At 69.5% G+C, this 12,316-nt stretch carries 9 protein-coding genes; all 9 read left to right on the top strand.

From position 1 onward, the window contains the following. Positions 1 to 23: 23 nt before the first annotated feature. Positions 24 to 2,681, top strand: a complete 2,658-nt coding sequence (locus G7Y50_RS05345) for a BTAD domain-containing putative transcriptional regulator (protein WP_165056469.1) — start codon at positions 24 to 26, stop codon at positions 2,679 to 2,681. A gap of 228 nt (positions 2,682 to 2,909) precedes the next feature. Further along, on the top strand, positions 2,910 to 5,708 hold the full coding sequence (gene secA / locus G7Y50_RS05340) for a preprotein translocase subunit SecA (RefSeq protein ID WP_165056753.1): 2,799 nt from the start codon (positions 2,910 to 2,912) through the stop codon (positions 5,706 to 5,708). A 97-nt stretch (positions 5,709 to 5,805) separates the two neighbouring features. After that, a complete protein-coding gene (prfB, locus tag G7Y50_RS05335; protein WP_165056754.1) occupies positions 5,806 to 6,900 on the top strand; it encodes a peptide chain release factor 2 in 1,095 nt (364 codons plus the stop codon). A 161-nt stretch (positions 6,901 to 7,061) separates the two neighbouring features. Continuing rightward, positions 7,062 to 7,889: a transketolase gene (locus G7Y50_RS05330; protein ID WP_165056755.1), complete on the top strand. Its 828-nt coding sequence runs from the start codon at positions 7,062 to 7,064 to the stop codon at positions 7,887 to 7,889. Positions 7,890 to 7,901: 12 nt separating this feature from the next. Then, a complete protein-coding gene (locus G7Y50_RS05325) occupies positions 7,902 to 8,867 on the top strand; it encodes a transketolase family protein (protein ID WP_165056756.1) in 966 nt (321 codons plus the stop codon). 211 nt (positions 8,868 to 9,078) lie between these two features. Next, positions 9,079 to 9,783, top strand: coding sequence for a cell division ATP-binding protein FtsE (ftsE, locus tag G7Y50_RS05320; protein WP_206214779.1), 705 nt, complete (start codon positions 9,079 to 9,081; stop codon positions 9,781 to 9,783). After that, on the top strand, positions 9,776 to 10,690 hold the full coding sequence (gene ftsX / locus G7Y50_RS05315; protein WP_165056758.1) for a permease-like cell division protein FtsX: 915 nt from the start codon (positions 9,776 to 9,778) through the stop codon (positions 10,688 to 10,690). The genes ftsE and ftsX overlap by 8 nt, the downstream gene beginning before the upstream one ends. A 21-nt stretch (positions 10,691 to 10,711) precedes the next feature. After that, positions 10,712 to 12,034 carry a S41 family peptidase gene (locus G7Y50_RS05310; RefSeq protein WP_165056759.1) on the top strand — a complete coding sequence of 441 codons (1,323 nt, stop codon included), beginning with the start codon at positions 10,712 to 10,714 and terminating at the stop codon, positions 12,032 to 12,034. Between the two features lie 71 nt (positions 12,035 to 12,105). Beyond that, a partial coding sequence (locus G7Y50_RS05305) for a hypothetical protein (protein WP_241159496.1) occupies positions 12,106 to 12,316 on the top strand: 211 nt, incomplete at its 3' end.

Genomic DNA, 12,316 nt, shown 5'->3' with positions numbered 1-12,316 from the left:
CTCGGCAGACGAGGAGCGCATCCGTGCCCACGTTCGTCGAGGCCTGCTGCTGCAGAGGCCGTCGCCCCGAAGGCGTCATCGCGCGCCGCCACTTCTCCCGCTCTGATCTGATCGCCCGCCTTCTGCGCGACCGGCATGTGGCGCGCTTCGTGGTGGCGCCCGCGGGCTTCGGCAAGTCCGCCCTCGCCTTCGAGTACGCCGACGTGGTGTGCTCGTTCCAGCACGTGTTCTGGATCAACGGCCGCTCCCCGTGCTTTCTGCGCGACCTCGACGCCGACGTGCTCTTGAGCTCCGTGTGCAGGCTCGATCCCCAGGCGGCGCTCGTGGTGTGCGAGGACGTGCCGCGCCTCGACGACGACCGCACGCTTTCGTTCGCGCGCCTCGTCGACGCGTTGCTCGACCGCAGGATCGAGGTGATCGTGACCTGCGTGCCCTCCGCTGACTCGTTCGCGCCGCTGCTGCGCGACCGCATGCTGCTGCGCGGCGTTGACCTGCTGCTGAGCGACGAGGAGCTGTCCTGCGAGGTGGCGAGCGGGCGCATGGGCGAGGAGCTGCGGCGGACCTGCGCGCCGGGCGAGCGCGTGGCGTGCCTGCGGTGGGGCGAAGGGGGCGCCCGCACGCTCATGGAGGGCGTGCGGCGCGAGGAGCTTCCCGGCGACGTGCGCCTCGGCATGCTCGTGCTGCTCGCGCTCGGGGAGGGGAGCGTGGAGGACCTGGCCGTATTCCTGCCGTGCGAGCGCGCGTGCGAGATCGCGCGCTTGCTCGAGGACGGCTACGCGTTTCTGGGAATCGACGGGAGGGCGGGAACGTACCGCGCCGTCAGCTTGGAGGCGGGCGAGCTCGGCGTCGCCTTCGGGCACCGCATGGACGACATGGCGGCGGCCTCGGCGTGTTCTGCCCGCGATGAGCTCGCCGCCCGCCTCGCCGAGGAGCTCTTCGCCCGCGGGCGGCTCGTGCGGGCCTGCCGGCTCATGGTGGCGCTCGCGGCGAAGGGCGCGGCCGCGACGTGGGCGTGCGCGCACGGCTGGGAGCTGCTCGAGCACGGCGAGGCGCACGCCTTCTGCGAGATGCACGAGGACGTGGCGCGCGGGGCGACCGGCATGCACGACGTGCTCTCGAGCCTGCGCGGCTGGGCGTGCCTCATGCTCGACGACGTCCCCGAGGCGCTCGCCTACGCGCGGCGCGTGACCCGCTCCTCGGCCGCTTCCCCGCTCGACCGCGTGCGTGCGAACGTGCTGCTCGCGCGGGAGGGCGCGCCCGAGGTGCGCGAGCGCGCGGTGCTGGCGCTCGAAGGGCTCATGGCGCCGACGTCCCGCACCCCGCTTGACGAGGAGACGGCCCGCGCCGCCGACGACACGATGGCGTGGCCTTTGCTTGCGCGCCTCGCCGCCGCGCCCGAGGCGGGCGAGCGGCTGCGGGCGTGGGAGCGCGCCGCGGCGGCCGACGCCTCAGGCTCTCCCGCCTGCCCGCGCGGCCTGCGAAACGCGCTTTTGCTCGGCGCGGCGTGGCTGCTCGACGACCTGGCCTGCGAGGACGGCACCGGCCAGCTTGCAAGCCAGCTCGTCGGCCTGCGCGCCTCGGACGGCCGCCTCGCCGCCGACATGATCGCCTCCTTCGTCGGCGCCGCGCTCGCGGCTGCCTGCGCCCACGGCGCGCCGAGCTGGTATGCGCTCGCCGCCAGCGAAGCGCTCGAGCGAGCGGTGGCGCGCGACGGCCGCCTCGCCGCGTTCGCCCCCGCGCCTGCGACGGCGGCGACGCTGCGGCGCGCCGAGGTGGCGTGCATCGGGCAGCGCGAGCGCTACCGGCGCTCCCAGGACGCGCGCCGCGGCGAGCGGCGGGAGTTCCAGCTCGCGCACCCCGACCCGTTCCGTGCGCACGACACGTCGGCCGCCTACGCGATAACGGCGCGCACCGCCGTGCCCACCCTGTTCGTGCGCCTGTTCGGCGGCCTCGAGGCGCGCATCGGCGACGAGCTCGTCGACCCGCGCGCCTTCAGCCGCGTCAAGACCAGGACGCTGCTCGCCATGCTCGTGCTCAACCGTGGCCGCGAGGTCGCGCGCGACCGCCTGGCGGCGCTGATGTGGCCGGCCGCCACGCCGGAGGCGGCGCGCAAGAACTTCTACAGCATCTGGTCGAAGCTCAACCGCGCGCTGCGCGTGGGGGAGCACTGCCCGTACCTCATCCGCAGCCAGAACGGGTGCCGGCTCGACCCGCGGCTCGTGACGAGCGACGTGGCCGCCTTCGAGGCGCTCTCGCGCACGCTTCTGTTCGGCGTGCCGGAGTCCGAGGGGTGGGAGGAGCTCTACGCGCAGGTGTGCGACGTGTACGCCGACGACCTCATGCCGGGGGAGGAGGACAACGAGATCATCGCCTCGATGCGCGACCGCTACCGCGTGCAGCTCATCGACGGGCTGATCGCGACGTCGATCCGGCTCTCGCAGCGCGGCGAGGCGCGCGGGTCGGTGTGGTTCGCGCGCGAGGCGCTGCGCCGCGACGCCGCGCGGGAGGACGCCTACCTGGCGCTCATGGAGGCGCAGGTCGCCGCCGACCAGCGCGCCTCCGCGATCGAGACGTACTTCGCCTGCCGCCGCTTCCTCTCCGACGAGCTGGGGATCGACCCCTCCGCGAAGACCGTCGAGCTGTACCGCTCCATCATCGAGACGGAGGAGCCGCTCGCATGAGGGGGCCCGCCCCGCCCCGCCGCGCCCGCGCCCCCGCGCCCGCGCGCCCTCGCCCTCGCGCCCTCGCGCCGCCCGCGGCGCCTCTTCGCTCCTTGGCGGTCGTATGTAATTCCGCCGCGTTGAGGTGGGGTGCATTAGAATAAGGAGGCTTGTACTTTCCCGCAGGCCCGCGCATCGCGCGAGGTCCGCGCGGCGAAACCGCTTCCCAGGAGAAGGACGGAACACGACATGGGATTTCTTTCCAAGCTGCTCAGCCTCGGCGAGGGCAAGCAGCTCAAGAATTACGAGAAGGTCGTAGAGCAGATCAACGCGCTCGAGCCTGAGATGGAGGCGCGCTCCGACGAGGAGCTGCGCGCCCTCACCCCGGCCTTCCGCGAGCGCCACGCGGCGGGCGAGCCGCTCGACGCGCTTCTGCCCGAGGCGTTCGCCGCCGTGCGCGAGGCATCCCGGCGCACCACGGGCCTGCGTCACTTCGACGTGCAGCTCATCGGCGGCATGGCCCTGAACGACGGCAAGATCGCCGAGATGAAGACCGGCGAGGGCAAGACGCTCGTCTCCACGCTGGCGGGCTACCTCAACGCCATCCCCGGGCACAACGTGCACATCGTCACCGTGAACGACTACCTCGCCAAGCGCGACTCCGAGTGGATGGGCCAGATCTATAGGTTCCTCGGCATGGAGGTGGGCCTCATCCAGAACGGCATGCGCCCCGCCTCGAAGATTCCGGCGTACAAGGCCGACGTCACCTACGGCACGAACTCCGAGTTCGGTTTCGACTACCTGCGCGACAACATGGTCACGCGCGGGAGCAACCGCGTGCAGCGCGGGCACCACTTTGCCGTGGTCGACGAGGTCGACTCCATCCTCATCGACGAGGCGCGCACCCCGCTCATCATCTCCGGCGCGGGCACGCAGGCGGCCGACACCTACAAGCGCTTCGCCGGCGTCATGCCCGGGCTCAAGGAGGGCGTCGACTTCGACATGGACGAGGCCAAGCGCACCATCAACGCCACCGAGAGCGGCCTGGAGAAGATCGAGCTGATGCTCGGCATCGACAACATCTACGCCGACCCGTCCGGCCAGCTGGCGAACCACCTGCAGCAGGCGCTGAAGGCCCAGTTCCTCTTCCACCGCGACGTGGACTACGTGGTGATCGACGGCGAGGTCAAGATCGTCGACGAGTTCACGGGCCGCATCATGGAGGGCCGCCGCTACTCCGAGGGCCTGCACCAGGCGCTCGAGGCGAAGGAGCGCGTGCGCGTGCGCGAGGAGAACCAGACGCTCGCCACCATCACGCTGCAGAACTACTTCCGCCTCTACGAGAAGCTCTCCGGCATGACGGGCACCGCCATGACCGAGGAGTCGGAGTTCCGCCAGATCTACAACTTGGGCGTGGTCGCCATCCCGTCGAACCGGCCGGTGGTGCGCGTCGACGAGAACGACCTGGTGTACCGCACGGTCGAGGCGAAGTTCAACGCCGTGGCCGACGACATCGCCGCGCGCCACGCAGCGGGGCAGCCCTGCCTGATCGGCACGGTGTCCATCGAGAACTCCGAGCGCCTGAGCCGCCTGCTCGACAAGCGCGGCATCAGACACGAGACCCTGAACGCCAAGCACCACGAGCGCGAGGCGCACATCGTGGCGCAGGCTGGGCGCACCGGCGCGGTCACCATCGCCACCAACATGGCCGGCCGCGGCACCGACATCCTGCTCGGCGGCAACCCGGACGTGCTCGCCGACGACCTGCTGCGCGCCCGCGGGCTTGACCCGGAGGCCCCCGCGCTCACCGAGGAGGGCGCGCCGAACCCGGCTTGCCCCACGCCCGAGCAGCGCGCAAGCGCCCTCGCCGACGCGAAGAAGGTGTGCTCCGCGGAGCAGGAGCAGGTGCGCGCGGCGGGCGGCCTGTGCGTCATCGGCACCGAGCGCCACGAGAGCCGCCGCATCGACAACCAGCTGCGCGGCCGCTCCGGCCGTCAGGGCGACCCGGGCACCACGCAGTTCTACCTCTCGCTCGAGGACGACCTCATGCGATTGTTCGGCGGCTCGAAGATGGACTCCATCTCCAACATGATGCAGAAGGCCGACATGACCGACGACATGCCGATCCAGGCCTCCATGGTGTCGAAGTCCATCGAGAGCGCGCAGCGCCAGGTGGAGTCGATGCACTTCTCAGCGCGTAAGAACGTGCTCGAGTACGACGACGTGATGAACCTGCAGCGCAAGGCCATCTACGAGGAGCGCAACGCCATCCTCGACGGCAAGGACATGTCCGAGCGCATCCCCGAGATCATCGCCGACGCCGCGGCGGCCGTGGTGGCGGAGAACTGTCCCGACCGCGTCGCGAGCGACGACTGGGACGTGAAGGCGGTCGACCTCTGGGTGGCGAACATGACGGGCCGGACCGGCTTCAGCGTGGCGGCGCTCGACCACGACGACGACCCCGCGGCGGTGGCGGAGGCCATCGAGGAGTATCTCGGCGCGGTATACGCGGAGAAAGCCGACGCCCTGGGGCACGACCTCATGAAGAACCTCGCGGCCCAGGTGATGCTGCGCATCATCGACACGCGCTGGATGGCCCACCTCTCCGAGATGGACTACCTCAAGACGGGCATCGGCCTGCGCGCCTTCGGTCAGCGCGACCCGCTCGTGGAGTACAAGAACGAGGCGTACAACGCCTTCGAGAAGCTTACCGGCTCGATGTACGACGACTACCTGCGCACGCTGCTGCGCCTCGAGATCGCGACTGCCGCGCCGGCGCCGGAGTCCATCAACGCCGAGAACCCGCTCGAGCGCAAGATGAGCTACTCCTCGCCCGAATCGGCGCTCCAGTCCTCGGGAATGCGCTCGGCGCGCGCCGCCGCCGCGCCCGCGGCCGCCGCGGCGAGCACGGTGCCCAAGCCCGCCCCGGCCAAGCCGCAGACCTACGTGAAGGACAAGGACGACCCCTTCGCCAACGTGGGCCGCAACGACCCCTGCCCCTGCGGCTCGGGCAAGAAGTTCAAGAAGTGCCACGGCATGAACCAGTAGGTCCCGCTCAAAAGACGTTCGTCCCGGCGGGGCGGGCGGCTTCGCGGCGGTGTGCCGGTTGCCGCGGTTGGGAGTTTGGCGATACGAGAAAGACGACATGGCTGAGAAAGAGAACAAGGAGCTCGAGGAGCTTGCGGCGCGCGTGGCTGACGCGCGCGCCTTCCTCCACATCGACGACAAGTCATCCGAGCTGAGAAAGCTCGACGAGCAGGCGTCCGACCCGGCGTTCTGGAACGACGCGGCGCGCGCGAGCGCGGTGTCGAAGCGCGCGTCGAACCTGCGCGCCACCATCGACGACTACGACGAGGCCGTCTCCACCCTCGAGGACGCCCGCGCGGCGCTCGAGCTGGCGAGCGAGGACGAGGCGTTCGCCGACGAGTACGCCGAGGCGACCGCCGCGCTCGCTGCGCAGCTCGCCGCGCTCGAGATCACCTCGTGGTTCTCGGGCGAGTTCGACGAGGGCGACGCCATCCTCACGGTGAACCCCGGGCAGGGCGGCCTCGAGGCCCAGGACTGGACCGAGATGCTCTGGCGCATGTACACGCGCTACGCCGACGCGAAGGGCTGGAAGGTCACCGCGCTCGACGTGGTGCCCGGCGAGGGCATCGGGCTCGACAAGGCCACCATCCAGATCGAGGGGCGCTACGCCTACGGCATGCTGCGCAGCGAGATCGGCGTGCACCGCCTCGTGCGCATCTCGCCGACTGACGTGAAGGCGCGCCGCCAGACCACCTTCGCGGGCGTCGAGGTGCTTCCCGTGCTCGCCGACGACATCGAGGTGGACCTCAACCCCGCCGACGTGCGCGTCGACGTGTACCGCTCGAGCGGTCCGGGCGGGCAGTGCGTGAACACCACCGACTCGGCCGTGCGCCTGACGCACGAGCCCACGGGCATCGTGGTCACCTGCCAGAACGAGAAGAGCCAGCTCCAGAACAAGGAGGCCGCCTTCCGCGTGCTGCGCGCCAAGCTCTACGAGCTCGAGGAGCGCAAGCGCCAGGAGGAGATCGACGCGCTGCGCGGCGAGCGCATGGACAACTCGTTCGGCAGCCAGATACGCAACTACGTGCTCTACCCCTACCAGATGGTGAAGGACCTGCGCAGCGGCGTGGAGACGGGCAACGTCGACGCGGTGCTCGGCGGCGACCTGGAGGAGTTCGTCATCGGATTCCACAAGTGGCGCGTCTCGCAGTAGGGAGGCGCCTTCGGGCGCGGCGCGGCACGAAGGCCGCTTGGCCCAAAGGCGGGGCTATCTGAAACACGTCAGAGCTTCTCGCTGACGTTACGATCCGACCTGCGACAGCCATAGCAGTAATGATAATATAAGCGCGACATTCTCATGAGGGAAGGAACAGCATGGACTCTCGTTCACTGGAATCTCAGGCGCGGGGCATCCGCATCGACATCGTGTCGATGATCGCCGAGGCGGGAAGCGGGCACCCCGGAGGCTCGCTCTCGTGCGCTGACATCCTGACGGCGCTGTACTTCGGCGGCGTCATGGAGCACGACCCCGCCGACCCCCAGATGGCCGGCCGCGACTGGTTCTTCCTCGCCAAGGGGCATGCCGCGCCCGCGCTCTACGCCACGCTCGCGCACGCGGGCTACTTCCCGACCGACGAGCTCGCCACGCTGCGCAAGCTCGGCACGCGCCTGCAGGGGCATCCCGACTCGAGCATGGTCCCCGGCGTCGAGGTGTCCACCGGGTCGCTCGGCCAGGGCCTGTCCATCGCGGCGGGCACGGCGGCGGGCCTGGCGCTCGACGGCGAGGCCGGCTGCGTGTTCGCGCTTTTGGGCGACGGCGAGTGCGAGGAGGGCCAGGTCTGGGAGGCGGCCATGTTCGCCGCGCACCGCAAGCTCGGCAACCTCGTGGCCATCGTCGACAACAACGGCCTGCAGATCGACGGTAAGATCACCGACGTGTGCAGTCCCGAGGACCTCGGCGCCAAGTTCGCCGCCTTCGGGTGGGAGGTCACCCACGTCGACGGGCATGACCTGGAAGCGCTTGTGGAGGTATTCGGCGCCGCCAAGGCCGCCGGCGGGGACGTCCCGCACGCCGTGATCGCGCACACCGTCAAGGGCAAGGGCGTGTCGTTCATGGAGAACCAGGCCGGCTGGCACGGCAAGGCCCCCAACGCAGAGCAACTTCAGACCGCGCTTGCCGACCTGCAAGCTGCGCGCGCATAGAGGAGGACGATCGTGGTTAAGCTTGCAACCCCCGAACAGGCCCAGACGAAGAAGGCGACGCGCGCGGCGTTCGGCGTGACGCTCGCCGAGCTCGCCGACGCGGGCGTGCCCGTCGTCGCCGTCGACGCCGACCTCTCCGGGTCGACCACCACCAAGAAGCTCGCTGACGCGGGCCATGCCGACCGCCTGTTCAACTGCGGCATCGCCGAGCAGAACATGATCGACGTGGCCGCGGGCCTGTCCCTCACGGGGAACATCGCCTTCACGGGCTCGTTCGCCGTGTTCGGCACGGGCCGCGCCTACGACCAGATCCGCAACACCGTGTGCTACTCCAATCTCAACGTGAAGATCGCCCCCACGCACGCGGGCATCTCGGTGGGCCCCGACGGCGGCAGCCACCAGATGCTCGAAGACGTCTCGCTCATGCGCGGGCTGCCTGGCATGCGCGTGCTCGTGCCCGCCGACTACGCCGCGGCGCGCGCGGCGCTCAAGCTCGCCGCCGCCACGCCGGGCCCGGTGTACGTGCGCATGGGCCGCGCGAGCGTGCCGTGCGTGTACGACGACGACGTGGAGCTCGAGCTCGGCCGCGCCTACGTGCTGCGCGAGGGGGCCGACGTCACCATCGTGGCGTGCGGCGTGGAGATCCGCGAGGCGCTTGCCGCCGCTGAGGCCCTCGCCGCAGAAGGCGTGTCGGCCGAGGTCATCGACGCGTTCTCGGTCAAGCCGCTCGACGAGGGAACCATCTTGGCCTCGGTTGCCAAGACACGCCGCGTCGTGGTCGCCGAGGAGCACTCCGTCATCGGCGGCCTCGGGTCGGCCGTGGCCGAGCTGCTGGCGCGCAAGCACCCCGCGCCCTGCGAGTTCGTGGGCGTGCGCGACCGATTCGGCAAGTCGGGCGAGTTCGAGGAGCTGCTCGCCTACTTCGAGCTTGATGCCGCTGCCATTGTTGAAGCTGTGAAGACGGTCAGGGCCCGATAGGGCGTCTGCTAGAATTTGTACGTCTCAGTGCATAATGACTACTTGAACGGAGCAAACTGTGACGAATGAAACGAGCCGGGGGGAGCTCACGCCGCGTCGCGGCCGCCATGCCGGCCACGCGCGCCAAGCTCAACCCCAAAGCCGTGCTCAGATAACCTCCCAGTTATCGCAGGCACTGCCCGTGCTCGAGGTTGATGACACACCCGGCCAGATGGGCACGCCTGTCATCACCTTCGACCACGTGACCAAGATCTATCCCGCCCAGCCCAACAAGCCCGCTCTCTCGGACATCTCCCTGCAGATCTTCGCGGGCGAGTTTCTGTTCCTCGTGGGGCACTCGGGGTCGGGCAAGTCGACCTTCATCAAGCTGCTCACGCGCGAGATCAAGCCCTCGGAGGGGCGCATCTTCGTCGCTGACGAGGACCTCTCCACCATGCGCAACTGGCGTGTGCCGTATTTGCGCCGCAACATCGGCTGCGTGTTCCAGGACTTCAAGCTCCTGCCGAACAAGACGGTGTTCGAGAACGTGGCCTTCGCGCTCGAGGTCATCGGCAAGAGCCGCCACGTCATCAAGACGCAGGTCCCCGAGGTCCTGCGCCTGGTGGGCCTGCAGGAGAAGCTCAACAAGAAGCCTGACCAGCTCTCCGGCGGTGAGCAGCAGCGCGTGTCCATCGCGCGCGCCATCGTGAACCGCCCACCGCTTCTGATCTGCGACGAGCCCACGGGCAACCTCGACCCGCAGACCTCGCGCGGCATTATGGACCTGCTCGAGCGCATCAACCGCACGGGCACCACGGTGCTGGTCGCCACGCACGACCGCGAGATGGTGGACAACATGCGTCGCCGCGTCATCGCGCTCGACCGCGGGCACCTCACGCGCGACCAGGACAGGGGGGTGTACGGCTTCGATGTCTAGCATTGGCTATTTCTTCAAGGAGTCCCTGCAGGGCTTTACCCGCAACCTCTCCACCGCGTTGGGCTCCATCGTCACGATCTTCCTCTCGCTGCTCATCATCGGCGTGTTCTTGGTGGGCGGCGTCATGATCGACCGCTTGCTGTCCTCGGTTGAGGACGAGGTGTCCATCACGGCCTACGTGGCCGACGATGCCAGCCAGGCCGACATCGACAAGGTCATGGCCGACATCCGCAACATGGAGGGCGTGGCGAGCGTGTCGTTCACCACGAAGGACCAGGCGCTCGAGAACTTCCGCAACTCGATGACCTCGAACCCCGAGATCATCGACCAGCTCGACGGCGTGAACCCGCTGCCGGCCTCCATCGACGTGGAGCTGACCGAGGCGCAGCTGGTCGAGGGCGTGGCCAACGCGATCGTGGCGGACGAGACGTACACCCGCATCTGCGAGGACCCCGCTGACGTGGCTGACTCCGTCAAGTACGGGTCGACCACCACCAAGCGCCTGCTCACGCTGACGAACTACGTGCGCTACGTGGGCGCCGCGCTCATCGTGCTTCTGATCTTCATCGCGCTCGTGTTCATCAACAACACGATCCGCCTGGCCATCCTGGCGCGCCGCAAGGAGATCGCCATCATGCGCCTCGTGGGCGCGTCGAACGGCTTCATCCGCGGGCCCTTCCTCATGGAGGGCGCGCTGCACGCCATCATCGGCTCGCTGCTCGCGGTGGGCGCCATCCAGCTTCTGCGTATGTTCGCCATCCCGCAGCTGCAGAGCGCGCTCATGTTCCTCAACTTCAACATCGAGGGCACCATGTACCTGTTCATCTACGCCGCTTTGGTGGTGGCGGGCCTGATCATCGGCTTGTTCGGCTCGGCGCTCGCCATGCGCCGCTACCTCAAGGTCTAGCGGGCGCGTCGGGCGGAAGGCATGGGGGAGTCTCCTCGACATAACGCGCGGCGCAAGAAGCAGGCGTCGGTCACCTCACGCGAGCGGATGCGCGGCAAGCGCGCCGCTCGCGTGCTCTGCGTGTTCATCGCGGTGGTGATCGCCTTCGCGGCGGGCTTCCTCGTGCGCAGCCAGACGGCGTTCGTGGCCTCGCTCGGCTTCCCGCTCTCGCAGGAAGAGGACGCCGCAGGCGCGGGCAGCGCGACGAAGAAGACGACCTACGACTCGGCCGCGATGCGCGTGTCCGAGGTGGAGGATCTGCTCAACGCGAACAGCCTGGACGTCTACGACGTGTCGACGGCCGCCAACAGCATGCTCTCGGCCCTGATGAAGGCCACGAACGACCCGTACGCCACCTATTTCGACCCCGACCGCTACGCCAAGTACATCAAGGAGACGGCCGACCGCTCGTACGCGGGCATCGGCGTTCTGTTCTCCGACTACAACGGGCGCGCCTACGTGGTCGACGTGTTCGAGGGCTCGGAGGCCGAGGCCAAGGGCGTGGTGCAGGGCGATTTCGTGGAGGCCATCGACGGCGACAGCAGCCATGAGTGGACGATGACCGAGGTGGTCAACGCGCTGGCCCGCGAGGACGGCGACAGCGTCACCATCACGTGGATGCATCCCGTCAGCCTCGACGCCGAGACGGGCTCCGAGTTCACCACCACGCTCACGTGCCGCCGCTTCGAGGAGGCGAACCTGTCGACGGGCCTTACGGGAGACGTGGGCTACATCCGCCTGCGCCAGTTCACGCAGAACTCGTCTGATTTGGTGAAGAACGCGGTGAGCAGCCTCACGTCGCAGGGCGCCGCCGCCTTCGTGCTCGACCTGCGCGACAACCCCGGCGGCTACCTCACGCAGGCGGTCGACGTGGCCAGCCTGTTCGTGCAGAGCGGCGTGCTCGTGCAGATCCAGACGGTGGAGGGCACCACCACCAAGACCGCCTCGGGCGTGACCGTGACCCAGGCGCCCCTCGTCGTGCTCGTCAACGGCTACACCTCGGCGGCGGCCGAGGTCCTCGCGGCGGCTTTGCAGGACAACCAGCGCGCCACCGTGGTGGGCGAGACCACCCTGGGCAAGGGCTCGGTGCAGGTGGTGCGCGAGCTGAGCTTCGGCGGCGCCGTGCGCTACACCGCGGCCTACTACCGCACCCCGCTCGGGCACGACATCGACGGCATCGGCGTGGTGCCGAGCACGGTGGTGGGACCGGGCTCCGACCCCGACTCCGACACGCAGCGCCTGGTCGCCATCGACGTGGCGAGCTCCGCCGCCGACGCGCTGGACGCGCTGGTCCCGCTGGCCTAGCGGCGAGGCGCATGGGTCGCACCCGCTCTCATACGCGGCGCACGCCGCGCTCCCACCCCCGCGGTGTGCTCGTGGCGCGCGCCGGGGGCTTCGGCTTCGTGCAGACGGCGGAGGGAGAGTACTTCGTCCCGGCCGCCTGCATGAACGGCGCGTTCGACGGCGACCTGGTGGAGGTGGCGCCGATCGCGCGCAAGGGCGCCTCGAGGCGCGGCGGGCGCGGCGCGGGTGGCGCGGGCGCCGGCGCGGCGCGCGGGGGCGAGGGCGACAAGCCGGCGGCGCGCG

Source organism: Adlercreutzia sp. ZJ176, from assembly GCF_011038975.1.
GTDB lineage: Bacteria > Actinomycetota > Coriobacteriia > Coriobacteriales > Eggerthellaceae > CAAEEV01.
The sequence above is the reverse complement of the archived record's forward strand: the minus strand, read 5'-3'. Positions and strand labels throughout refer to the sequence as shown.

Coding starts and splice junctions, on each gene's coding strand:
- ftsX (WP_165056758.1), top strand. CDS start 9,776: ATGTCTAGCATTGGCTATTTCTTCAAGGAGTCCCTGCAGGGCTTTACC.
- secA (WP_165056753.1), top strand. CDS start 2,910: ATGGGATTTCTTTCCAAGCTGCTCAGCCTCGGCGAGGGCAAGCAGCTC.
- prfB (WP_165056754.1), top strand. CDS start 5,806: ATGGCTGAGAAAGAGAACAAGGAGCTCGAGGAGCTTGCGGCGCGCGTG.
- ftsE (WP_206214779.1), top strand. CDS start 9,079: ATGGGCACGCCTGTCATCACCTTCGACCACGTGACCAAGATCTATCCC.
- G7Y50_RS05330 (WP_165056755.1), top strand. CDS start 7,062: ATGGACTCTCGTTCACTGGAATCTCAGGCGCGGGGCATCCGCATCGAC.
- G7Y50_RS05310 (WP_165056759.1), top strand. CDS start 10,712: ATGGGGGAGTCTCCTCGACATAACGCGCGGCGCAAGAAGCAGGCGTCG.